General features: G+C 38.5%; 19 protein-coding genes. 15 read left to right on the forward strand and 4 right to left on the reverse strand.

Annotation, left to right across the window (positions count from 1 at the left end):
- The first annotated feature begins 91 nt into the window (after positions 1–91).
- The 6 genes from murA to BR87_RS11570 all read left to right on the forward strand — a co-directional run bounded on the left by murA (position 92) and on the right by BR87_RS11570 (position 5764).
- Positions 92–1405, forward strand: coding sequence for a UDP-N-acetylglucosamine 1-carboxyvinyltransferase (gene murA, locus BR87_RS11545; protein WP_035032394.1), 1314 nt, complete (start codon positions 92–94; stop codon positions 1403–1405).
- Between the two features lie 271 nt (positions 1406–1676).
- Positions 1677–2669, forward strand: coding sequence for a rod shape-determining protein MreB (gene mreB / locus BR87_RS11550; protein WP_035032397.1), 993 nt, complete (start codon positions 1677–1679; stop codon positions 2667–2669).
- 27 nt (positions 2670–2696) lie between these two features.
- A complete protein-coding gene (locus tag BR87_RS11555) occupies positions 2697–2903 on the forward strand; it encodes a DNA-directed RNA polymerase subunit beta (RefSeq protein ID WP_035032400.1) in 207 nt (68 codons plus the stop codon).
- Between the two features lie 140 nt (positions 2904–3043).
- Positions 3044–3415 carry a single-stranded DNA-binding protein gene (locus BR87_RS11560; RefSeq protein WP_051929863.1) on the forward strand — a complete coding sequence of 124 codons (372 nt, stop codon included), beginning with the start codon at positions 3044–3046 and terminating at the stop codon, positions 3413–3415.
- A 213-nt stretch (positions 3416–3628) separates the two neighbouring features.
- Positions 3629–4339, forward strand: a complete 711-nt coding sequence (locus tag BR87_RS11565; protein WP_035032403.1) for a response regulator transcription factor — start codon at positions 3629–3631, stop codon at positions 4337–4339.
- Positions 4340–5764: an ATP-binding protein gene (locus BR87_RS11570; protein WP_425304601.1), complete on the forward strand. Its 1425-nt coding sequence runs from the start codon at positions 4340–4342 to the stop codon at positions 5762–5764.
- Between the two features lie 353 nt (positions 5765–6117).
- On the opposite strand, the gene BR87_RS11575 is transcribed toward BR87_RS11570, so the two are convergent.
- Both BR87_RS11575 and BR87_RS11580 read right to left on the reverse strand, forming a co-directional pair.
- Positions 6118–8262 carry an LTA synthase family protein gene (locus BR87_RS11575; protein WP_035032406.1) on the reverse strand — a complete coding sequence of 715 codons (2145 nt, stop codon included), beginning with the start codon at positions 8260–8262 and terminating at the stop codon, positions 6118–6120.
- 316 nt (positions 8263–8578) lie between these two features.
- The gene (locus BR87_RS11580) at positions 8579–9988 is read right to left on the reverse strand and encodes an ISLre2 family transposase (RefSeq protein ID WP_035027845.1); all 1410 of its coding nucleotides are present in this window, start codon (positions 9986–9988) and stop codon (positions 8579–8581) included.
- A 274-nt stretch (positions 9989–10262) separates the two neighbouring features.
- On the opposite strand from BR87_RS11580, the gene BR87_RS11585 reads away from it, so the two are divergent.
- From BR87_RS11585 to ybaK, 3 genes are read left to right on the forward strand one after another with little or no spacing between them, the layout of a single operon-like run.
- The gene (locus BR87_RS11585; protein ID WP_035032409.1) at positions 10263–10910 is read left to right on the forward strand and encodes a VanZ family protein; all 648 of its coding nucleotides are present in this window, start codon (positions 10263–10265) and stop codon (positions 10908–10910) included.
- A gap of 58 nt (positions 10911–10968) precedes the next feature.
- Complete coding sequence (locus tag BR87_RS11590; protein WP_035032412.1) at positions 10969–12147, forward strand: class I SAM-dependent rRNA methyltransferase; 1179 nt, start codon at positions 10969–10971, stop codon at positions 12145–12147.
- A 40-nt stretch (positions 12148–12187) separates the two neighbouring features.
- Complete coding sequence (gene ybaK / locus BR87_RS11595; RefSeq protein ID WP_035032415.1) at positions 12188–12673, forward strand: Cys-tRNA(Pro) deacylase; 486 nt, start codon at positions 12188–12190, stop codon at positions 12671–12673.
- A 218-nt stretch (positions 12674–12891) separates the two neighbouring features.
- Here ybaK and BR87_RS11600 read toward each other — a convergent pair whose 3' ends face one another.
- Positions 12892–14163 (reverse strand): BaiN/RdsA family NAD(P)/FAD-dependent oxidoreductase, encoded by a 1272-nt coding sequence (locus BR87_RS11600; RefSeq protein ID WP_035032418.1) that lies wholly within the window; start codon positions 14161–14163, stop codon positions 12892–12894.
- Positions 14164–14343: 180 nt separating this feature from the next.
- Here BR87_RS11600 and BR87_RS11605 point away from each other — a divergent pair, with 180 nt between their 5' ends.
- From BR87_RS11605 to BR87_RS11625, 5 genes are all read left to right on the forward strand, one after another.
- Positions 14344–15201: a GRP family sugar transporter gene (locus BR87_RS11605; RefSeq protein WP_035032421.1), complete on the forward strand. Its 858-nt coding sequence runs from the start codon at positions 14344–14346 to the stop codon at positions 15199–15201.
- 64 nt (positions 15202–15265) lie between these two features.
- Positions 15266–16645, forward strand: a complete 1380-nt coding sequence (locus tag BR87_RS11610; RefSeq protein WP_035032424.1) for an amino acid permease — start codon at positions 15266–15268, stop codon at positions 16643–16645.
- Between the two features lie 509 nt (positions 16646–17154).
- A complete protein-coding gene (locus BR87_RS12715; RefSeq protein WP_051929865.1) occupies positions 17155–17841 on the forward strand; it encodes a PepSY domain-containing protein in 687 nt (228 codons plus the stop codon).
- Between the two features lie 189 nt (positions 17842–18030).
- Positions 18031–18732 carry an ABC transporter ATP-binding protein gene (locus BR87_RS11620; protein WP_035033248.1) on the forward strand — a complete coding sequence of 234 codons (702 nt, stop codon included), beginning with the start codon at positions 18031–18033 and terminating at the stop codon, positions 18730–18732.
- 12 nt (positions 18733–18744) lie between these two features.
- Positions 18745–22323: an FtsX-like permease family protein gene (locus BR87_RS11625; RefSeq protein WP_035032427.1), complete on the forward strand. Its 3579-nt coding sequence runs from the start codon at positions 18745–18747 to the stop codon at positions 22321–22323.
- Positions 22324–23118: 795 nt separating this feature from the next.
- Here BR87_RS11625 and BR87_RS11630 read toward each other — a convergent pair.
- Positions 23119–23970 (reverse strand): AraC family transcriptional regulator, encoded by an 852-nt coding sequence (locus BR87_RS11630; RefSeq protein ID WP_035032430.1) that lies wholly within the window; start codon positions 23968–23970, stop codon positions 23119–23121.
- 165 nt (positions 23971–24135) lie between these two features.
- Between BR87_RS11630 and BR87_RS11635 the strand changes: the two genes are divergently transcribed.
- Positions 24136–25578, forward strand: coding sequence for an amino acid permease (locus BR87_RS11635; protein WP_035032433.1), 1443 nt, complete (start codon positions 24136–24138; stop codon positions 25576–25578).
- Positions 25579–25585 lie beyond the last annotated feature (7 nt).

Genomic DNA, 25585 nt, shown 5'->3' on the forward strand with positions numbered 1-25585 from the left:
GACTTCTATGCTATAATATACAAGATTGCTGTAAATTGTTAGAGCGACAGGCTTAGGTAGTTGGCAACAGAAATTTCGGAGGGATAGAATCATGAAAAAGATGATTATTCGTGGCGGTAAACGTCTTGAAGGAACAGTAAAAGTAGAAGGCGCAAAAAATGCTGTTTTACCCATTTTAGCAGCATCTATCCTGGCAAGTAAAGGACAAAGCAAATTAAGCAATGTACCGATTTTGTCAGATGTTTTTACAATAAATGAAGTTTTACACCATTTAAATTTGACCGTTGATTTTAATGAAACCAATAAAGAAATTACATTAGATGCTTCAGGAGAATTGAACTTTGAAGCTCCATTTGAATATGTTAGTAAAATGCGTGCATCAATTGTTGTGATGGGCCCGCTTTTAGCACGACTAGGTCATGCTAAAGTTGCATTACCAGGTGGCTGTGCGATTGGAACGCGACCAATTGATTTACATTTAAAAGGATTCGAAGCGATGGGTGCCAGAGTACATATTGAAAATGGCTATATCGAAGCTTTCGCAGATACATTAAAAGGGGCTCGCATTTACTTAGACTTCCCGAGTGTGGGAGCAACGCAAAACATTATGATGGCTGCTACATTAGCAGAAGGCATTACGACCATTGAAAACGTCGCTCGTGAACCTGAAATTGTTGATTTAGCGAACTTCTTAAATCGAATGGGTGCTAAAGTCTTCGGAGCCGGAACAGAAACAATCCGGATCGAAGGAGTTGAAACACTAGTCGGTACGGACCATAGCATTATTCCTGATCGTATTGAAGCAGGAACATTTATGGTAGCTGCAGCAACGACAAAAGGCAATATTTTTATTGAAGATGCTGTCTCTGAACACAATAAACCATTGATCTCAAAATTAACAGAAATGGGTGTTCAATTTATCGAAGAAAAAAATGGCTTACGTGTGATTGGGCCTGAAAAATTGAAAGCTACAGATGTTAAAACGATGCCGCATCCAGGTTTCCCAACTGATATGCAAGCTCAAATCACCATTGCACAGGTGGCAGCTGAAGGCACAAGTACAATGAAAGAAACGGTATTTGAAAATCGTTATATGCATATGGAAGAACTTCGTAAAATGAACGGATCGTTTACTGTGGAGAACCAAACGTTAGTGATTTACGGTCCTGCTAAATTGCAAGGAGCTGAAGTTGCGGCAACCGATTTAAGAGCAGCAGCAGCTTTGATTATTGCCGGTATGATTGCTGAAGGGTATACTAGAGTCACACATTTAGAATACTTAGATCGCGGTTATTATGAGTTTCATAAAAAACTTCAAAAACTGGGTGCAGATATTGAACGAATCGATGAAACAGCTTCCCACGTTTTAAAAGAGGAAGAATTGAGTACTTTATTTAACGGATAACAAACGAACAAAAACTGGAATGAATTTGCCTTTAAAGGCGTTTATTCCAGTTTTTTTAATAAAGTAGAATTGGATAATTTTTTTGTATTCAATGTCTAGCGGGCTTGTCCCGCTCTGCTTAGTTATAGATTTATTAAAAAAGTCAAGCAAATAATGATTTTTTTAAAACATCATTTCAGATTAAGTTGAAACATGCTATAATTATAAATTAGGTGGCTAGTACAAAAAACTTGCTATAAATTGAACAAGAGCTTGAGAGGAGAACGTAGTAATGGCGAAAGACATAGGAATCGATTTAGGAACGGCCAATGTATTGATTCATGTAAAAGGAAAAGGAATCGTGTTAAACGAACCTTCAGTAGTTGCAATCGACACTAAAACCAATCGTGTCTTAGCGGTTGGAGAAGAAGCATACTTAATGGTCGGACGTACGCCTGGCAACATTCGTGCTATTCGTCCTTTAGATGGTGGAGTTATTGCTGACTTTGATATTACCGAAGCTATGTTAACTCACTTTATTGATAAATTAAATGTAAAAGGATTTTTATCTAAACCAAACATTTTAATTTGCTGTCCAACAAATATTACAGCAATTGAGCAGAAAGCAATCATTGAAGCAGCAGAAAAAAGCGGAGGGAAAAATGTTTTCCTTGAAGAAGAGCCTAAAGTTGCTGCAATTGGTGCTGGGATGGATATCTTCCAACCAAGCGGAAATATGGTCATTGATATCGGTGGCGGAACAACTGATATCGCCGTCCTTTCTATGGGAGGAATTGTAACGAGCCGTTCGCTGAAAGTAGCAGGAGATCGGATGGATAATGAAATCACTCAATTTGTGAAGAAAAACTACAAATTAATGATCGGTGAACGTACAGCTGAATCAATCAAAATGGAAGTAGGCACAGTTTTTCCTGATCATCGTGATGATTCTATGGATGTTAGAGGACGCGACATGGTCAGCGGTCTTCCAAGAACGATTACCATTAAATCCAGCGAAGTTCAAGAAGCTACAGCAGAATCCATGGCGTTGCTGGTTCAACAAGCAAAAGACGTTTTAGAACAAACCCCGCCTGAATTGTCTGCTGATATTATTGATCGCGGAATCATTTTAACCGGTGGAGGAGCTTTACTAGACGGTATTGACCAGCTTTTTGCTGAACAATTAAAAGTACCTGTCTTTGTGGCTGAACAGCCTTTAGATTCTGTTGCACTAGGAACGGGTATTTTATTAGAAAATATGACTAAGAAAAAATTCAGTATGTAAAAAAATTCCGGAAAATGAGGTGAGATCGTGACAAAAGAGAGAATCGCAACGCAAATGGTGTCATTTGTATTAAAAGTTTTACTTGTTCTTGTCTTGATCGCTATCGCTTTAATTCTTGGCATAATGGTAGGATACGGTATTTTGGGAGACGGCAACCCTTTTGCTATTTTTGATATGTCAACTTGGGGCCACATCTTTAGTTACTTTACTAAGCCGACTATCGTCAATGGATAATTAAATAAACAATTAAAAATAAGAAACGCCAAATAAGGAGTATGTTCCGATTTTTGGTGTTTTTTTTGTTAAAAAAAGTGAAATGATTTGTTTTTAGCAGATAATCAATGTGAAAGGAAAGAAGACAAGGAGGAGAAGAAATGAATCAAACCAATTTAGTCGGTCGGCTGGTCAGAGAAATTGAAGTAAAAGAAGTAGGAGAAGGAAAAATTGTGCTAAACAATACGCTGGCAGTAAAACGCAATTTCAAAAGCGAGCAAGGACAACAAGCCGATTTTATCCCTATTGTTGCTTGGGGCCAAGTAGCTAAATTGCTGCAGATCTATTGTGAAAAAGGAGACTTGGTGGGATTGACTGGACGCATTCAATCAAGGTCTTATTTGAGCAAAGAAGAAGAAACTATTTTTGTTATTGAACTGCTGGTGGATGAGGTTGATTTTTTACAAGGAAAAAGAAGTACAACAAGTGCAAGCTCTTCATTTAAAGAAAGCAAACAAAATACGTCCTATTAATAAATGAAGAAGCAAGTAAGTTTATTTCTATTACTCGAAGCGCTGCCTCTTAAAAGAAGCAGCGTTTTTGTACTGTGCGATATCAGTCCATTTCTATACGAAAAAAGCAAAGTAGTGGGCTTAAAATGAATCATAAGTTTATCGTTCATTTGCCTTTCAAAAAAGTGTATACTAAACTAAAGTCAGAGTTAAAGAAAAGAGAGGCTTCTTAAAATGAAAATAATTATGATAGAAGATAATTCATCGGTTTGTGAAATGATGGAAATGTTTTTTCAAAAAGAACAGTGGGAAGCAAGCTTTATCCAAGATGGAAAAGAAGGATTAGATATTTTTCTTGCAGATAATGAAAGTTGGGATCTCGTTATTCTTGATTTGAATTTACCCAGTATGGATGGCATGCAAATTTGCCGCGAAATACGTAAGGTTTCAAAAACAATTCCCATTATTATGTTGACTGCTAAAGATTCCGAAAGCGACCAAGTGATCGGATTAGAAATGGGGGCGGATGATTATGTCACCAAACCATTCAGTCCGTTAACTTTGATTGCTCGAATCAAAGCCTTAACGAGACGCGCAAACTTAAGCCGAGAAAATAATGACGAACTAGAAAGACCCTATGAAATTGAAACCAAGCATTTAAAAATAGATAAAAAGACACGAGAAGCTTTTTTGTATGATCAAGAAATTGAGGGATTGACCCCAAAAGAGTTTGAATTATTGTATACACTTGCCAAGAATCCTAAACAAGTTTTTTCACGAGAACAATTATTGACTATGATTTGGGATTACGAGTATTTTGGAGATGAGCGTACAGTAGATGCACATATAAAAAAATTAAGACAGAAAATCGATAAAAACGGTCCTCAAGTCATTCAAACTGTTTGGGGAGTAGGATATAAATTTGACGATACTGAGGTAGAGTAAATGAAGTTGAAATATTTTTATCAACAAATGTTAGCTTTTTTTGCTGTGATCTTAACGTTGCTGGTTATTATGGGCTTTTCATTTTTGCAATTTGCTCGAAATACAACCTATGGAAATACAGAGAAGCAATTATACGGCTATGCTGAGGCGTTGATTTCAAGCGGCTTGCAACAAGACCAGCTCGATAATGGACAGCTGGTGTTGAGTAACCAAGGAGTGACAGTCAGTGTATTCAGCAATAAAGACCTAATGATTTATCCTAAGACGGATAAGGCCTATTCAAGCGGTCTTTCAGAACAAGACCTGAAAAAGTTGGCAGCAGGTAAACGACTTTCTTTAACAGTGCGTCAAAAAGACTTTTATGGCAATGATCAACAAATGGCAATTGTGTATTTGCCTTTTTTCACACAGGATAACGGAGTCTTTTCAGGATTCGTGGCTGTTAGTTCGCCTATCAGCGGGATTGAAGCTACTTTGATGGCTTTGCGAAACAATCTCTTTAGTGCATTCTTATTTTCTTCTCTAGGTGCGTTTATCATCAGCTTGATTTTTGCTAAATACCAAGTGAACCGTATTAATCGATTAAGACGAGCCACTCATACCGTTGCGGGCGGCGGGTTTGATATTCAATTGGAAAATCATGGCAGAGATGAATTTGATGATTTAGCTGGTGATTTTAATAGTATGGTAAATTCTTTGAAGAGTTCTCAAGAAGAAATTGAACGCCAAGAAAACCGGCGTAGGCAATTTATGGCCGATGCTGCCCATGAGATGCGAACGCCGTTGACTACTATTAACGGGCTGTTGGAAGGTCTGGAACACGATATGATACCAGAACATCAAAAGCAACGGAGTATTGAATTGATGCACAATGAAACCCGTCGATTGATCCGTTTAGTAAATGAAAATTTAGATTATGAAAAAATCCGTTCTAATCAAATCATTTTACGTAAACAAAGCTTTAATGCACATGAAGCATTGGAAATGATCGTTGAACAGCTTTCGAGCAAGGCCCAAACAGCTAATGATCGTCTGATTTTGGACTGTCCGCTAGATATGCAGATTTACGCCGACTATGACCGTTTTGTTCAAATTATGGTCAACCTTATTCAAAATGCGATTCAATTCACGAAAGACGGAGAAATTAAGCTTACAGGTCGAATGAATCCATATGAAAGCATCATTACTATTGAAGATTCTGGAATAGGAATGGAAGCAAAAGAAGTGGAGAACATTTGGGAACGTTACTATAAAGCCGATGTCTCTAGAAAAAATACATTATATGGCGAGTCAGGGTTAGGTCTAGCTATTGTCCAACAACTGATGAATTTACATGAAGCAACAATCACGGTTGAGAGCACACCTAGAAAAGGGACAACATTTACATTGGTTTTTCCTTTTGAAGAAGACCGTTCAGCAAACTAAAACAGCAAACAAAAAAATGGTTGTATAACATTTGATGTTGATCAGTAATAAAACTGATTTCCTTCTCATTCAAAATGATTTAGAAAATATCTCAAAAATTTTTGAAGGAATAGGGAGTTGCTTGTAGCCATGTAAAGGATACAAAGAGAATTACTTAGCGTTAGGCTTTAGCCCTTACGCTAAGTTTGACACTTGTAAGTTTTGAGATGCGTTTTTTGGCTCAAAACGGTCCCATGGCTTTCCACAAGTAATCTCGTAGTTCGGAGGAAATTTTCTTACCAACGCCAGAAAATGAAGAACTCAAAAAATCCGATGTACTTAGCCTTTTAAGCTGAGTGCATCGGATTTTCTTATTAATTAGTTGTTTCTGTTTCAACGGGTTCGTCGCTAGCGACTGGTATTTCTTCATCATTGGTTTTTAACTCAGGAGCATTAGTTTTATATAAATCAGCTGTTGAGCGACCACCGTTTAGATGATATAAACTCGTTGATTTATCGCCCAGTTCTTCGTTGATCGTTTTTAATTGTTCAATTTGGTTCTGGTAATCATAAGAAGCGGGATCAATTTCTTTTAATCCTTCAGGAGTATAGAAACGCAATAAATCACTATTCAAAATACTGTCAGATAAGCTCAATTGTGTAGCTACAGCTTCTTTCAGCTTTTCTTTTTCAGCGATGACTTCTTCTGATGGTTCTTCAATCAATTCGCCGGTAGCTGTATCATAAATGTTTGAACCGTTAATGGTATATTTAGGTGTAACAACATCACCATTACGGAAAGCGACGGTTTGATCATGATCTGCTGAGAATAAATCAGTTCCCAACATGACATTGTCTTTTGTTTCCACGCCTAGTAAGTGCATCAATGTAGGCAGCATATCTACTTGTCCGCCGAATTGTTCGTTGATCTTTCCATTAGTCGTTCCAGGAATATGATACATTAACGGAATACGTTGCATCATATCATTATTGTAGCCATCCCATGTTTCAGGATCTTCACCTAATAAAGGAGCTAATGTTTTATTTCTTGAATTTGAAATACCATAGTGGTCTCCGTATAAGACGATAACAGAATTCTCATACAGACCAGAATCTTTCAGGTAATTGAAAAATTCTTCAACTGCTTGATCCAAATAATGAGCCGTTACAAAGTAATTGTTGATCGTATCGTCTGCTGTTTGAGCAGGTTTGAAGTCAACGTTTGCTTCATCCAAAGGATATGGGAAGTGATTGGAAACAGAAATCATTTTAGTATAAAAAGGTTGAGGCAGTTGTTCCAAGTATTGAACAGATTCTTTAAAGAATAATTTATCTTTTAATCCATATTCCAGCGTGTTGCCTTCAGACATATCATAATAACTGGCATCAAAGAAGTAATCGACGCCCATTTGTTTATATGTGTTGTTTCGATTCCAGAATGAACCAACATTCCCGTGCATCACTGCACTGGTATAGTCTTTTTCTGAACCTAGAATTTGAGAAGCGGATTCAAACGTGTTGCTGCCGCCGACTTGGGTAAATGCACCGCCTTGCGGTAAACCGAATAACGAGTTTTCTAACAACATCTCAGAATCTGACGTTTTTCCTTGTCCTACTTGATGGAACAAGTTAGAAAAACTTTGCGTTTGTTGATCATGGTAAATACTATTTAAGAAAGGAGTAACTTCGTGTAATTCACCATTTTCATCTTCTAATTTGTAATCAATCAGAAATTGTTGGAAACTTTCTAAATGCAAGTAAATAACATTGCGGTTTTCAGCAATCCCAAACATATCTGGATTTGGTGCAGCATAATGGTCATCTAGGTAAGAAAGAACGGCTTCCATATCAGATTCATCAGCGTTTGCTTTATGCTGATTCGATTGAGCAGTTTGATAGCCATCATACATTGTAAAGAAGTTGATCCCTAAGTACTTTACAATGTAATTCCGGTCAAATGTACGAGCTAATAGTTGCGGACGATTGCTTTCCGATAGTGCAAGATTGCCTGCAAATAAAGTAACAGCCAAGGTAGTGATTGCAATAGCAGAACGCTTTTTATATGGACGTATATCAATTTTGATTTTCTTGGTCAAAACCAGACCTAATAAGAAAATAAAGTCAATCCAATAAAAAATATCTCGGGCTGACAATAAAGCTGTTGTACTAGCACCTAATCCGCCAGCTACGTTTCCTGCTCCCAGCATGGTCGTTACGGCAAGAAAATCAGAAAATTCCCGGTAATAGAGAATATTGGCGAATAACAAAGTACTTAATAAAAAGTAAATGACAAATAGCGCAGTGTACGCCTTCTTGCTCTTTTTAAAATAAAGTGCGATAGAAAAGAACAAAACTGTACTAGCAACCGGGTTGAAGAACAAGATAAATTGCTGCATTGCTCCGGTAACACCGAGTGAAAATTCCCTCGTGTAGCTGAGATAAGTTTTTGCCCAAAACAAAACGACTGCTAAAGAAAAGAAACCGAGCCGTGTATTGAGTATATTTTTTAGTTTAGTCACTGATTTAAATCCTCCTTAAAAATACGAAGAACAGGATAGATGTTCTTTTATTTGAATTGAAAAAATTTCATGTTTTTTTTGAATGGTTGGATTTCTTCAAAAGATATCACTCTATATTTTACAGCTAATTTACAAGTTAGTCAATTTTATCAGCTGAATGGTTTGTGTCAAGTTTTTCTCGAGCGTCCTATTCCTTCACTAGTTTAGGCACTCTATTTTTGTACACCCATCAGCTACCGCACGGCTCCGCCGCTTGCTGGCCCATCTTTTGGAAGAACGTTCCTAAAACCAGGAACCTTCTCCCAAAAGACAGGAATTAACGAAAACTTTTAATTAATTGTCCTATTGCCGATGAACGAGAGGCATACAATGGAATGATCCCATTCTTTGCCCCGACTGACTGCCGTGTTTTCTCATGCAATAACGACGATAAACGAACCGTTTGGTTCAGCTTGCGTTGTTGTCTCGCACTTCTATTTTGTTGGTGAAGATAGTCTTCACGCAAGGTGTGATTGAACATCCCTTGTTTTACCTTTACCATAGCTTCGCAACCTTCTGCACTCCAATGCATTCCTCGCTTTTTCATGCGAAAAGAGATGTGTCGTTGATTCGACTCCATTGCGCCTAATCCTCTGGCGCCTTTCGGAGCCTGTTCTACTTTTTCGCGCCAATCGAAAATCCGATCCCAATTCCGTAAAACATAGGTTCTAAATGTATTCAGTTTTTCCACTGCTGCTGTTTCGTCTAACGTACTTTCATACGTATCCAGCCAAATAGTTAAATGATCTAAATCATGCGTCTTTAATGCTTGCTTGACCTGCTGTTTAAAAACGTTAGTTTTCACGCCAAATGCACGATTCAAGCCTTGGAAGACATGATAAGAGTCTAGCTGATTGAGAACGGGATAATTCGATTGAGAAAAAGCTTCTTGGAATCTATCTGCAGTATAGCCTTGTCCACCGTCACTATTGGTAATGACTTGGGCTTGTTGTAAGGCATAATGATTCGCTGTAAAGGCTTGAACCTCTGCCCAAAAACCAGCGGTTTTTTTAGTCGTCATAATGGCTTTAGGTTCCTTTAAGGAAACGCGTTTTCCGTTTTTATTCCAGCCTTCGTAAAGAATGGCATGACGAACTTCTAAGCTTTTTTTCTTTTCTGTTCCACGAACAAAAACGCCATCCGCTTCGGCATAGAAATAGTCCACTTTTTTCCCTTCTGGTAATTCAGCTGCTTCTTCTAGCTCCAATACGCTTTCTTCATCTTCACGTGCTTGTGCTGATCCAACGCGTTTAAGAAGACTGCCAACTGTTTGGTGGCTGATTGTGACAGCCGTCCATTCATTTAGCATAGTTGCAGTATCTCGATAAGTAGCTTTACTCGCCAACTCAGCCACTTTTACTTCTACTAATGGACTATGACGCTGATATTTTCGAATGCCTAACCACTCATCTAGTGGATAATGATTCTGATCCGTGTGATCTACCATTAAGGTACGATAGTACCGAACGGGACCGAAAATAAATTGGACCGTTTTCCAATCTTCTCGTTTCACTTTCCAACCTTCAAGTTGTTTCTCCTCTTTGATCACCTGATTGATATGAGTGAAGACATCTCCCACTAATTCAGAAAATACTTCATACATATAAACCTGAATAGCTTCTTCTGTCTCTATTAAATTGTTTGAATCCTTTATTATTTGGTAAACCTTTGATATAATCTTATTCATAAGAAGGCCTCTTTCAATTATGTATTTGCCGGTCAAGCATACATTTATGATAGAACGCCTTCTTTCTTTTTGCCAGTAAAAAATAATAATATCTCGAGAACTATTTTACACATACAGCTGAATGATACCAGTCAAACGTAAGAAAAAGACGGCTAGAACAGGCTGATCTAACAGAAGGTTAAATTTAAGTAAAGTTTCTGTTCATTTTAATCAAAAAAAGACGTAGAGTAAGTTATAATAAGGAACATCAGATAAAGGGAGGTTTTGCCTCACAATGTATTTTTTACAAAGTTTATTTGACTTAACAGAGAATATGTTCGGAGATTCAATCAATCATTTTCCATTAATCGAGCTCATCTTTTATAGTCTGGATCAAGCATTATTTTATTTTATCTTTTGGGTAGTGGGGCGTAGTCTTTATCTTATTTTTGTCAACAGGAAGAAAGAGGCTTTTAACATCCGGCGAGAAGTTATTTTAAGCACCTTTATTTTTTATGTCATTTTATTGGTACATTTAACAGTCTTTCGAGAAGAGAACAGGATTGGGAACGTAGAACTGTCTATTCGATCTCTAGATCAAATTAATTTGACGCCTTTTGTTCATACCTTTAAACTGACAGAAGGAGTGACTTTGTTTGACTATTATTATAATTTGTATGGAAACATCCTTTGGTTCATCCCGATGGGGTTTGGTACGGCTTATTTAATGAAAAAAAAGCCCTTTTTCTTTAAAACTTTATTGATTGGTTTTAGTGTATCTTTTTCAATTGAAACCATGCAATTTTTATTTCAAACAGGGATCGCTGATATAGATGACTTGATTTTCAATACGACCGGAACACTAGTAGGATTGCTGCTCTATATAGTCAGCCACTGGATCTACTGTAAAATAAGAGCTGAAAAAGAAAGAAAAAGTGAGTAGGAGTTATAATTTAATCATTTTATTGTAAAAAAAAAGACTTAAAAGGAGTTCAACAATCGTGGAAAAATATATGTTAAAAAGACGGGCAACAGAACGTGCTCGTAATGGGTATCCTTTACTGGTATTGGAAGATTTCGTTAAAGAACCAAAAGTAGCAGAAGGCACGTTGGTAGAATGCATAGATGAACAAAGAAAATTTGTGGCGATTGCTTACTTGGCGAAACAAAATAAAGGCGATGGTTGGATATTAACTACACAGCCATCTGTAAAAATTGATCAATCTTTTTTTGAAAATCTCTTTCAAGAAGCCATTGATCACCGGTCAATTTTCAAGTTGAATGAACAAACGACCGCTTATCGTATTTTCAATGGAGAAGGCGATGGATTAGGCGGAATTACGATTGATTTTTATGCAGATTACTATGTTATTTCATGGTACAGTCAAGGAATTTATAAGCACCGGGATACAATCATAGCGGCTTTCGAAGCTGTTGTACCAGAATACCAAGGAATTTATGAGAAGTTACGTTTTGAAACTAAGGCTAAACCAGCAACAGATCTGATTGCCGGAAAACCGGCACCTGAGCCTTTGGTAATCAAAGAAAATGGAATCAAGTATGCTACTTATTTAAATGACGGGCTGATGACAGGCATTTTCTTAGATCAACGAGACGTTCGTCAAAGTTTATTGGAAAATTACGCAATGGGCAAATCAGTACTAAACACATTTAGTTATACTGGGGCTTTTTCAGTTGCTGCAGCAATGGGCGGTGCAACTGAAACCACCAGCGTAGATTTAGCCAAACGCAGTTTACCCAAAACAATCGAACAATTTGAATTGAATGGACTTGATCCGGCTAATCAGACTATTCGGGTAATGGACGTTTTTGATTACTTTAAATACGCCCTTCGCCATCACTTATTTTTTGACGTAGTAGTGGTTGATCCGCCAAGTTTTGCTCGTTCAAAAAAACGGACATTCAGTGCGGTTAAAGATTATAGTCTGTTACTGGAAGATATAATCCAATTGACTGCATCCAACGGCATCATTATTGCATCAACGAATGCAGCGAATGTTACCACTAAAAAGTTCGAAGGATTTATTGAAGAAGCTTTTAACAATCAACAAACTGCTTATACAATAGAAGAAAAATATACCTTGCCAGATGATTTCAAAATCAATCCTGCATTTTCTCAAGGAGATTATTTGAAAGTATATGTAATACGTAAAAAATAAATAATTCTCAAATGAAAGAGCTAAAGAAGGTTAGAAATAAATGAAAAAAACAAAGCAGCAAAAAACGAATGCCATTCGTCTGCTGGATAAAGCGGGCATACCTTATCAACTTCATGAGTATCCTTGGAGTGAAGACCACCTAGACGCAAGTGCAGTAGTTGAAGGAGTAAAAGTTCCTGGCGAGTGGATTTTTAAAACGATTGTAACGGTCGGGGACAAAACGGGGGCAATCGTAGCTTGTATTCCGGGAGCCAGTGAGATCAATTTAAAAGCTTTGGCGAAAGTCAGCGGAAATAAACGTGTTGAATTATTAAAATTAACGGAATTAGAAAAGACAACAGGGTATATCCGAGGTGGTTGTTCGCCGCTTGGTATGAAAAAACTCTTTCCCACGTACCTATCAAAACATGCAGAAAAAATGGATAAAATCGTTATTTCAGCAGGCAAACGCGGATTGCAAGTTGAACTTGATCCATTAGACTTGCAACAGCTCACTTCAGCTGTTTTTGCTGAAATCGAAGCTTAAAAAATAGAAAAGCAGTACAAGCTGCTCTGGCTCGACAGGAAAACAGGAAGTCCAACCCGGAATGAGCATACTGCGCAAGGGGTAGGACTTCCTGTTTTTTCCGAGAGCCAAGCTTGTACTGCTAGACATCAGATGGAAGAAAAGTTAAATAACCTTTATAGGTTAAAGAAAAGCAGGACAAGCCAAATGTGGGCTTTTTGTCCTGCTTTTCTTATTTTTTAGTGTGCTAAAGCTTGGGCAGCAGCGTGCATCCCCGCAACGCGTCCAGTAATGAAGGCTCCAGTAATGTTATAGCCGCCAGTATAACCGTTGTAGTCCAAAATCTCTCCGGAAAAATACAACCCCTGCATTAATTTACTTTCCATTGTTTTAGGATTTACTTCTTTTGTGTTGATGCCTCCGCCAGTCACAAAAGCTTTTTCAATCGGTAAGGTACCGGTCGCTCTAAAGCGGAAGTCTTTTAAGAACTCAATTAGCCCAGTTTGAAGATCGGCAGGAACCTGTTTTAATGGAGTGTTTTCATCAATACCAAGGCGTGTGAAAGCAAACAAAAGATACCGTTCCGGCACAAGCCCTTTTAAAGCATTTTTTATACTTTTTTCTCCTTCATGTTTTACCAAGCTTTGGAACCGTTGGGTAAGTTCGCCTTTTGTCAACTCAGGCAATGCATCGAGTGTCATGGTGACAAAATCCGTTTTATCGCGCTGCATCGTTTGGTGGACAAACATGGAACACCGTAAAACAGCAGGACCAGAAATTCCAAAATGGGTAAAAATCATATCCATTTGATGGGCGATCACTTTTTTGCCTTTTTTATTCAGGACGCTTAAAGCGATATCGCGCAACGAAAGACCTTGCAGCGTTTTATCTTGGATGAACGGTTCATCCGATAAGACCGGGACTTCTGTTGGATAGAGCGGCTTTAAACTATGTCCAGCTTGTTTTGCCCATTTATAGCCGTCGCCTGTTGAACCGGTTCTAGGCATAGCTCGTCCTCCGGTTGAAAGAATGACACTTTTTGCCGACAATTCGCGTTCGTCTTGCAAGCGCAAACCCGCTACTTTATCTTCTTTAAATACGAACGTATCAACTGGCGCATTCGTATAAATGGTAATCGCTAAACGTTCCATAATCTCAATCAACGCTTCTAAAACCGTTCTGGATTTATCTGTGGTCGGAAACATCCGACCATGATCTTCTTCTTTTAAAGAAACACCATTGGATCGAAAAAAGTTCATAATGTCATAATTATCATATTGATGAAATGCACTATAAAGAAAACGGCCATTACCAGGAATATGAGCTACGATTTCTTCTTTATCGCGGTTATTTGTTACATTGCACCGTCCGCCTCCAGTGACCAGCAATTTGCGGCCGAGCGTTTTGTTTTTTTCTACTACGGCAACTTTAGCTCCATTTTCAGCAGCAGAAATAGCCGCCATCATCCCGCTTGTTCCGCCGCCTACTACAATGACATCGTAATCTGTCATGTCTGTTCCTCTTTTCTTTTGTACAAAGGTACTCATTTGCTCTTTACTTTAGCATATTTTACCCACCGGTTCCATGCTTCAAAGAAAAAAGACGAATGAAATCAGTTACATCTTGTAGTTCGGTGTGCAGGCCTGTTATGATAGACCTATTGTAAAATAGAGAATGAGTAGGAGGAAATCATGGGAATATTAATAGCGTTAATTCCAGCGATTGCATGGGGAAGCATCGGTCTGGTAAGTGGAAAATTGGGTGGAACCGCTCATCAGCAAACATTAGGAATGACAATTGGAGCAATGGTTTTTGCAGTAGGTGTCTACTTCGTTTACCAGCCGGCTCTTGATGCAAAATTATTGATCGTTGGATTAGTATCCGGCTTCTTTTGGACTTTGGGACAAAACCAACAATTTAAATCGATGAAATTGGTAGGTGTATCCAGTACTTTGCCGATTTCTACCGGATTGCAGTTGATTGCAAATACATTAGCAGGAGTATTGCTGTTTCACGAATGGACGAGTGCGCGAGACATTATTTTAGGCACGATTGCTTTAGTTTTGTTGATTATCGGTGTACGCTTTACCACGATCAGCGACACGAAAGAAACAAACAGCAGCTCGGATTCATCTAAAAAAGCATGGACAAAAGCTTTGGCCTTATCCACTCTAGGCTATGCTCTTTATACGATTACAGTCAATGCATCCGGCGTCAGTGCTTTAGCGGTGATTTTACCGCAATCGGCTGGAATGTTAGCTGGAGCTTTGTTGTTCTCTTGGAAAGAAAATATACGAAGCAAATACACGGTTCGGAACATTTTGACAGGACTTATTTGGGGAATCGGAAATATCTTTATGCTTCTCGCAATGAAAAAAATAGGATTAGCTGTCAGCTTTTCATTATCGCAAATGGGAATCATCATTTCAACACTAGGCGGTATTTGGTTGTTAGGAGAAACAAAAACAAAACGAGAAATCAAATATGTGATTTGGGGCTGTCTGTTAGTGATAGTCGGCGGTATTGTTTTGGGATATCTAAAAGCTTAACAGCCTAATGAATACAACGGCACGATCAAAAAACGAATGATCTAAAAGATAGGTAGGTTAGCTGATGGAACTTTTTCGCAAAAAACCGATGAATACGGCATTACATGAAAAGATCACTTTAAAGAAAGAATTAAAAACGTTTGATTTGATATTATTAGGACTGGGAGCCATTGTTGGAACCGGAATATTTGTAATCACCGGGACCGCCGCTGCTGCAACTGCTGGACCAGCGCTGATCGTCTCTTTTGTCATTGCAGCTTTCTCTTGTGCCTTATCGGCTTTGTGCTATGCAGAGTTTGCTTCACGAGTACCAGTAGGCGGAGGAGCATATTCCTATATCTATACTATTTTCGGCGAACTTTTCGGTTGGCTGGTCGGCTGGTTGTTGATTTGCGAATATTTATTGGCAAATGCTTCAGTAGCATCGGGCTGGTCAGGTTATGTCCATGGATTTTTAGACGGAATGGGCATTCATTTCCCGCAAGCTCTGCGTGCATCTTATGACCCGGCCAATGGCACTTATGTAGATGTGATCGCAATTGTGATCACATTGATTGTCACGTTTATTGTGGTTCAAGGAGCAAAAAAAGCGCTGCGGTTGAATAATGTGATGGTGATCGTCAAGTTTAGTCTGATTGCATTGTTTATTTTAGTCGGCATGTTTTATGTTAAACCAGTCAACTGGACCCCCTTTGCTCCATTTGGTCTAAAAGGAATCGCAGCAGGATCTGCAATCGTCTTTTTTGCCTTTTTAGGGTTTGATGCAGTCAGTACGGCTGCTGAAGAAGTAAAAAACCCTCAAAAAGACGTTCCTCGAGGAATCATCGGGTCATTGGGAATCGCTACAGTCTTATATATCGGCGTGACATTAGTCTTGACAGGACTCGTGCCTTATACGCATTTGAATGTAAAAGATCCCGTTGCATTTGCAATGCGCTTTATTGGCCATGATATGATCGCCGGCATGATTTCAATCGGAGCGATTTTGACGTTATTGACAGTTTTGATTTCCATGACGTACGGCTTGGCTAGATTAGTGTATACCATCAGTCGTGACGGACTATTGCCGATAACATTAAGTGAAATCAATGAAAAAACTAAAACACCGCATAAAGCTACGATCGTAGTGGGCATCGTGTCTGCTGTCTTGGCAGGTGTGATTCCGTTAAATCAACTAGCCGCGCTAACAAATATCGTTACGCTGATGGTATTTGTTATTATTGCTGCCGGTATCCTTCAATTGCGAAAAGACTATGGAAAACCGAAACCAGGTGAATTCAAAGTACCTTGGGTGCCGCTTTTTCCAATCGTTTCCATCATCGTTTGTCTTTACTTGATGATTCAGTTGTCAGCTTCTGTATGGTTGATGTTTGCTGTTTGGCTGGTTATCGGACTTTTAGTTTATGTCTTTTACGGGTACAAGAACAGCCGCTTAAATAATTAAATATACTAAACGCACGACCAAAAAGAGCAGCTCAGACAAAAAAGTTTGAGCTGCTTTTTTGGGTTGTACAATTTTTGACGTTTGTAAGTAACGAAACTGAGTTTCATTTAATTCAAAACGATTTAGAAGCATATTCAGAAATTTTTGGAGGAATAGGGAATTGCTTGTAGCCATGGAAAAGGATACAAGGAGAATTACTTAGCGTTAGGCTTTAGCCGCTACGCTAAGTTTGAACTTGTAAGTTTTGAGACACGTTCTTCGGCTCAAAAAGGTCCCATGGCTTTTCACAAGCAACCCCGTAGTCCGGAGGAAATTTTCTTACAAACGCTAAAAAATCAAGAACCTTTTTTGTTTTTAACAAGATAACCAATAGTTAAGTCCTTTTACTTTTAATTAAAGAAGGTTATCCTCTATACTTAAGGTACAGCAAAGAGAAAAAGCAATACCTCAACATTCCAGTTGTCGTTAAAAAATAAACGAATCATAGATAGAAAAGGAGAAGGATAAAAATGAGAAAAACGATGAATAAAAAGGCCTTGATCGGAACAGTTACTTTGGCATCTTCCTTATTATTGATGGCGTGCAGCAATGACAATCAAAACAATGATGCCAATACGCCAGTGGAATCTTCTTCAGAAATGGTGATGTCGAGCGATCAAATGGAGAGTTCGAGTATGATGGAATCTAGTTCTTCAGCAATGAGTTCAAGTTCAGCAGAGTCTAGTTCTGCCAATAGCGATATGAACGACAGCTCATCCAAAGGAATAGAGAATAAAAACTTTGACGTGAGTATGGAAGAAGCCGTTAATAAATTTAATGACACTTATTCAGGTGCTAAAATTACCTCTGTCGCTATCGACAATGACTCAAACAGCTATGTATACGAAGTCAAAGGGTATAACGATACCAATGAAGTAGAAGTAAAAGTAGATGCAATGACTGGAGAAATCGTTAAAAAAGACACAGATGACAAAGATGATGTTGAAGACGACGATGTATTAGACTTGAATGGATTGGTTTCTCCGCAAGAAGCAATGAAAGCGGCACTGGATGAAGTCGGCAGCGGATATGCTAAAGAGTGGGAAATTGATAGTAAAAACGGGAAAGTCTACTATGAAATCGATGTAGAAGGCAGCGACACAGACAATGATGTGCACATCGATGCTAAAACCGGTGATTTCATTGGGTATGATTAACAAGCAATAAAAAGTACGGATACTTTTTAAACGAGATGAAAATAACAGACTGCTAATAAAGTAATCTGCTAGCGAAAAGCTAAAAGATTAAATAAGTCGTAAAAATCGCAGAGGTGATTTTTACGACTTATTTATGTGTTATACTTATTTTTATTGATTAAAATTGCAGACAGAAATGTAGGGATAGAAATGGCTTTTGTAGAAATTATTGATGAGTATAAACGGTATCAGATGGGAGATACGACCATTGCTGCCAATGACGGAATCTCTTTTGAAATCGAAAGAGGCGAATTTGCTGTAATCGTTGGGCCCAGTGGTGCAGGAAAATCTACTGTTTTGAATATTTTGGGCGGAATGGATACGGCCGATGAAGGTCAAGTAAAAGTAGACGACATCAACATTGCAACATTTAATAAAAAAGAACTGACCAAGTACCGTCGTGACGATGTCGGATTTGTTTTTCAGTTTTACAACTTAGTTCCCAATTTAACCGCTAAAGAAAATGTAGAATTAGCAGCAGAAATATCTAAAAATGCATTAGATGCAGAACAAGTATTGAAAGAAGTGGGATTAGGCAGCCGACTAAATAACTTTCCAGCTCAGTTGTCTGGTGGAGAACAACAGCGTGTAGCTATTGCTCGGGCATTAGCTAAGCAGCCTAAATTGTTATTGTGTGACGAACCAACAGGCGCTTTGGATTACGAAACAGGCAAGCAGATCTTGAAGCTGCTGCAAGACACGTGCATCAATACAGGCACAACCGTTATCGTGATCACTCATAACCAAGCCATTGCGCCTATGGCTGATCGAATCATTGAAATCAATAATGCAAAAGTACGTAAAACAACTGTGAACTCTCATCCTTCATCAGTAGCGGATATCGAATGGTAAGGGGGAGATAAGATGAAAAAGAAAGCTTTATGGAAAGATATTGTTAAAGAACTGTGGCAATCCAAAGCACGGTTTCTTTCTATCTTTGCTATTATTACATTAGGAGTCGCTTTTTTTGCCGGTATCAAGGCAACTGGACCGGATATGATCGATACGACAGATCAGTATTATCGAGATACAAATTTAATGGATTTGAAAGTTGTCTCGACTTATGGACTGGAACAATCGGATATTGACTTACTAAAAACAGTTGAAGGAGTTTCTGTTCAAGCCGCCTACAGCAAAGATGTTATTTTGAAAGATAGCGGATTAGTGACAAAAGTCTTAAGTTATCCAGAAAAGGCTGAAAACAGTGTCAATCAATATGTTGTTGTATCCGGCAGGCTTCCCGAAAAATCAGGTGAGATAGCGTTAGATGCTACAGCAAAATATGATTCCGAATACAAACTAGACGATTCAATCGTTTTAACAACAGACGATCCAGATGATCCGATAAAAGACAGCTTAGTTGAAGATACGTATAAAGTCGTCGGCTTTGTAAACAGTCCGCAATACATTGAACATAGCGCTCGGGGAAACAGTACGGTGGGAACAGGTTCATTAGACGGATTTGCAGTTATCCCTAAAGCTGATTTTGATATGGAGTATTATACAGAAGCGTATTTGACATTTTCAGACACTTCTTCACTGGAAGCTTATTCAAACTTATATGAAGGTAAAGTAGATAAGCACCAAACGGACATTGAACAACTGACAAAAGATTTGCCGAAAGAACGATTAGATACCATTAAAAAAGAAGCAAAAGAAGAAATTGACAAAGGGCAAAAAGAAATCGATGAGGCTAAAGAAAAACTAGCCGATGGACAATCACAATTGGATGATGCGAAGAAAGAGCTGGATGACGGCCGAGCAGATTACCAAGAAGGCCTTGGAAAACTAGAAAGCGAAATCAGCAAAGCACAAGCTGAGCTGGATGCCAATAGCCAAAAACTAGCTGAAGGAAAAAAAGAACTGGCTTCAAAACGGGCTGAACTTGAGGCAGGTCAGACAGAATTAAACCAAGCCAAACAATCGTTTAACGAACAAAAAGCTGCAGCTGAAGCCGACTTGGCAGCTGGAGAAAATGAACTAGCTGCCAATCAACAGCAAATCGACGAAGGCGTCCAAGCAATTAAAGCAGCGAAAATAGAAATCGAACAAGGCAAACAAGCGATCCAGCAAGGACAGGCTCAATTAGATCAACAAACGCAAGAACTCAAAGCAGGCCAACAACAAGTGAACGACATGAAAGCAGCGCTTCAAGCTGCACAAGCTGAATTGGCCCAAGCAGTTGAAGCGGGAACAGATGAAGCTGCTTTAGCTGAGTTAAAGCAAACTATCGCGCAGTTGCAACAAGCTATCCCAGCTGCTGAAAAAGAAATTGAAAACGGTCAAGCCGCTTTGAACCAAGGACAAGCAGAGTTAGATAAACAATCGAATGCTGTTCAAGCCGGCGAACCAGAACTGAATCAAAAACAAGCTGAATTAGAAGCGGCTCAAAGCAAATTGAATCAGGCTAAAGAAACTTTTGCCGCACAAAAAGCTGCTGCTCAAGAAAAACTGACCGCTGGAGAAAATGAAATCGCAGCAAACCAGCAGAAAATCAACGAAGGGCAACAAGCAATTCAATCAGCAGAAACAGAATTGGCTAAGGGTGAAGCTCAATTAGCTGAAGGACAAGCTACGTTGGATCAAGAGCAGGCTAAGGGAAAAGCTGAACTAGCCGATGCCAAAGAAAAGCTTGAAACAGGTCAAGCCGATTATGAAAAAGCTGCAGCAGAATTTGAAACACAGAAAAAAGATGCAGAAAAGAAAATTTCAGACGGAGAAGCCGATTTGGCAGATGCTAAGAAGGAATTAGCCGAGCTTGCTAAACCAGAATATTTTGTTTTTGACCGCAGTGTCAATCCCGGCTATGCAGAATATAGCGATAATGCGGATCGTATATCGGCGATTGCACAAGTCTTCCCAGTATTTTTCTTCCTCATCGCTGCGTTGGTTTGTTTGACGACCATGACTCGAATGGTTGATGAACAGCGGTTGCAAATAGGAACATTAAAAGCACTAGGTTACACGAATGGAGACATCTCCATCAAGTTTATGCTGTATGCTTCATTAGCTAGTGTGATCGGTACGATCGTTGGATTATTGATTGGTTATCAAGTGTTCCCAAGCGTGATTTTCAACGCCTATGGGTCATTGTATAATCTGCCAAGTATTCGTATCACCTACTATATCAGCTATGGGTTGATTTCATTTGCGATATCGATTCTTTGTACAGTCGCTTCGGCTTATGCAGCTGTAAGAGTGGCGTTGAAGAGCAATGCGGCAACACTGATGCGGCCAAAAGCACCAAAAATCGGCCAACGGATTTTACTAGAACGTCTGCCGTTTGTTTGGAATCGTATGGGATTCATTCAAAAAGTAACGGCTCGAAATTTATTCCGCTATAAACAACGGATGTTGATGACCGTTCTAGGAATAGCGGGTTGTACTGCTTTAATTTTAACAGGTTATGGCGTATCCGATTCAATTGCAGATATTCCAAGTCTGCAGTATGGGAAAGTGATGAAGTATGATGGACTAGTTGCTTATAACACTGATGCAACGAAAGAAGAAAAGAAAGACTATCAAGACTTTATTCAATTACAACCTGAAATACAAAGTCATTTAAACGTGCTGCAAGAACCGTATACCGCTTCTAAAAAAGGTGCGAACAAACAAGATGTAACGGTTTTTGTACCAGAAACTACTAAACAGCTAGACGATTATGTATTTTTAAATGATCGGCGCTCAGGAGAAACCTATTCATTGTCGGATAATGGTGCGGTCATCACCGAGAAGTTAGCTAAATTGTTTGACTTGAAAGTCGGAGACACATTGTCAATGAAAGACGATGACAATAATGAAGTCGACGTTAAAGTTTCTCACATTGCAGAAAACTACGCAGGCCATTATGCTTATATGACAAAGGATTACTATAAAAAAGCAGCTGGTCAAGAACCGGTATATAATACACAATTGCTGAAATACCAAGAAGGAAAACAATGGGAAGACAAAATCGGCAGAGAGTTGACAGCTATGCCGAGTGTCGCAGCAATCAGCTTTGTACGAGACGTAAGTGGAACAATCAACGATACAATGGGTAGTTTAGGCATTGTAACGTTGGTGCTGATCGTTTCAGCAGGGTTGCTGGCTTTTGTCGTACTGTACAACTTGACCAACATCAATGTATCAGAACGGATCAGAGAACTGTCTACCATTAAAGTCTTAGGCTTTTTTGATAAAGAAGTGACGTTATACATTTATCGAGAAAACATCATTTTAACTTTAATGGGAATCGTAGTCGGTTCGTTATTAGGAACAGTACTGCACGGTTTTGTTTTGAATACAGCTGAAATGGATATACTGATGTTCAGTCCGAATATCCGTCCATTAAGTTTCCTTTATTCAGGACTTCTAACCTTGCTGTTTTCTGGGATCGTCATGATCGCGATGCACATCAAACTAAAAAATGTCGACATGATCGAAGCCCTAAAATCAGTAGATTAAACAAGGATGCGAAGTGCCGCAAGGGAGTTTCGATTCAAAATTAGGAATCTTGACGGAAATGTTTCATTTCCAGAAAGATTATCTATTTTGACGAGAAACTGCGGCACGCAGCTCAACTAAACAAGGATGCGAAGTGCCGCAAGGGAGTTGCGATTCAAAATTAGGAATCTTGACGGAAATGTTTCATTTCCAGAAAGATTATCTATTTTGACGAGAAACTGCGGCACGCAGCTCAACTAACAGGATGCGGAGTGACCCTGATAGGCACACAGCAATTTTAGGGATTTTCAAAGCAAGAGCATCCTGCGCATTGCTGAAAATCATCTAAATTGCCAAGTGCCTGGGTCACGCAGCTCAACTAACAAGGATGCGGAGAACGCTGAACAGGCATGACAGAAAATTACTTAGTCTCTGTTGAATGTATCATTCGTACAGAGATTTAAGAGAGAGAAATGTAGTGACCTTCTGGGAAATACCACAAGAGGCCAAAAAACCTCGAGGATATTTCATCTTTTTTCCGTATCCTTTTCATGGCTACAAGCAACTCCCTATTCCCCAAAAAATTTCTGAGATGTGTTTCTAAATTAGTTTGAATTAAAAGAAACTCCGTTTTATGACTTACCAACGTCCTAGGTTGTGAAATCGAAAAAAAAGTGTTGAGATTATTTTTATCTCAACACTCTTTTTTTATGATAGTTATTTTCTGTAAAGCGTAAAAAACATTTCTCAGGACAGGATTATTACATATAAAAAAAGCAAATAGGTTTAACCGACTAGTAGTCTGTTCCCCCACTCTTATTTGGAATAGAATTGAGCTCGATAGGCAGAAGGGGACATTCCTCTGTAATGAGCAAATTGCCTTGAGAAATGAGAAGAATGATTAAAGCCGACCAAATAAGCGATGTCTTCGATTGAATGACTGGTTTTTCTAAGTAATTCAGCCGACTTATTTAAGCGGTATTCAATCAAATAAGTTTTTGGACTGATTTGCTGATATTTTTTAAACAATCGAAATAAATAAGTCCGTTCAATTTGAACAACTTCTGCTAACTGTTCAACATTAAAATCTGGTTCAAGATACCGCTGATGAATCAAATTAATGGCTTCTTTGACATACTTTTCAGCTTCGCTTAAATTATGGACTAGTTCCTCGTGATACTGAGAAGATAGCAAATTAACGATATGGTAAGCTTCGCCTAAAGCTGAATAAGGTTTATTTTGTTCTGAAAATTCAAAAACATTTTTAAAGTACTGATTCAGTTGATAGGAATCAATGAACTCGTATGTGTAATTTATTTCACTTCCTTCAAGTGTAGAATGAAGCAAACCGCACTCTTGGAATATCTGTTGACAAGCTGAACCTTTAAATCCAATCCAGCGATAACTCCAAGGATTATCCGGTATAGGGTAATAATTGTTTTTGGTATTCGGCGGTATGATAAATCCTTGATTTTCTTTTAAAGTAAAGTGTTTATCATTGATAAACACTTGACCTTCACCTTTTAAAATAAAGTGGATCAAATAATAATCAATCGGTTCATATTGATAAGGCTCTCTAGGCCTCACATCCTCATACCCGCATTCATAAATATAAAATTCTTCATTTAATTTTTTATCTGTTAAAAACGTTCCTACAGAGTTGAACACATCAATCCTCCTAAAAACAACATAATGTCAAACATAAGCAACATTCATTAATTCCATAATAACAAAAAAACCGTTAATATGAAAGCGTAATCAAACATCAGCGCTGATGTAAAAAAAGAAGTACGATTACCAAAAAATCGGCAACACTTATAAGGAGGCCTTTTCATGCCAGAAACACGTGGAAAAATGAAACCTATTTCTTTTCTGCTTATGACATTCACAGCAGTATTTTCTTTTGGAACCATTATTAATGCAAGTGCTAGTATTGGACTAGCGGCAGTTCCAACATTTCTATTTGCAACAATTTTCTACTTTTTCCCTTTTACTCTAATGATTGGCGAATTTGCTTCAGCGAATACAGACTCAGAATCTGGAGTGTACAGTTGGATCCGTACATCCCTGGGAGAAAAATGGGCATTCTTAGGTTCGTGGTCCTATTTCTTTGTTAATTTATTTTTCTTTACTTCACTATTACCGCAAACTCTGATTTATGCCTCTTATACTTTCTTAGGGTACAACATCTTTGGCGGAAGTAATGCAACCGTTATTATTTCATTTTTATCTATCGCTCTTTTTTGGTTAGCCACTTATGTATCAATTAAAGGAGTATCTTGGATTTCTAAAGTAACCGATTTATCTGGAGTTGCTCGTTTGCTTATGGGAATCGGATTTATTATTTTAGCTTTAGCAGTTGTATTTATCTTAGGTGAGAAACCGGCACAACACTTTACAAATGCTACGGTATCTTCGAATATGAACTGGAATTATTTGACAACTTTAGCGTGGATCCTGCAAGCAGTCGGTGGTGCTGAAGCAGTTGGTGTATACGTTAAAGATATTAAAGGCGGAAATAAATCCTTTATGAAGACCATTGTTGTAGCAGCACTATCCATCGGAGTGATTTACGCTTTAGGCGCGGTAGCAGTTGGGATGATATTACCGAGCGAAACATTGCAAGGAAATTATTCTAATGCGTTATTTGATGCTTTTGCCATTTTGGGAGCTCACTTTGGAATCACTACAGGTGTTACTCGAGTCGTTGGGTTAATTATGCTGCTCAGTTCAGTCGGTTCCTTGGTTCTTTGGACAGCAGCTCCGGTCAAAATTTTATTTTCTGAAATTCCAGAAGGGATTTTCGGCAAATGGGTATCAAAAACAAATAATGAAGGAAACCCGACAAATGCACTTTTACTGCAAGCTATTATTGTCACAGCCCTAATGATCATTCCAGCATTGGGCGTGGGCTCGATTGATACATTCCTTAAAACCTTGATCAATATGACAGCAGCTACATCACTGATTCCAGTTCTCTTTCTACTATGGGCGTACATTATGATGCGTGTAAAAAAAGAAAACTTACCACGTTCATTTAAAATGGGAAACCAAAAAACAGGTATTACAATTGGCATCATGCTGTTAGTCTTCTTTATGTTCGCTTTTGTAGTATCTATTCTTCCTTCTCCAGCTGCATTGATAACCTACTTTAAAACTGGATTTGTAGCAGAAGGAACAGCAAACCCATTGTTCACATTGATTTACAATGCACTTGGGGTCATTATTTTTGTAGGATTTGCTTATATTTGTTATATGAAATACGAAAAAAATTAGGCGGTGG

This window comes from Carnobacterium mobile DSM 4848 (assembly GCF_000744825.1).
GTDB classification, from domain to species: Bacteria; Bacillota; Bacilli; order Lactobacillales; family Carnobacteriaceae; genus Carnobacterium_A; species Carnobacterium_A mobile.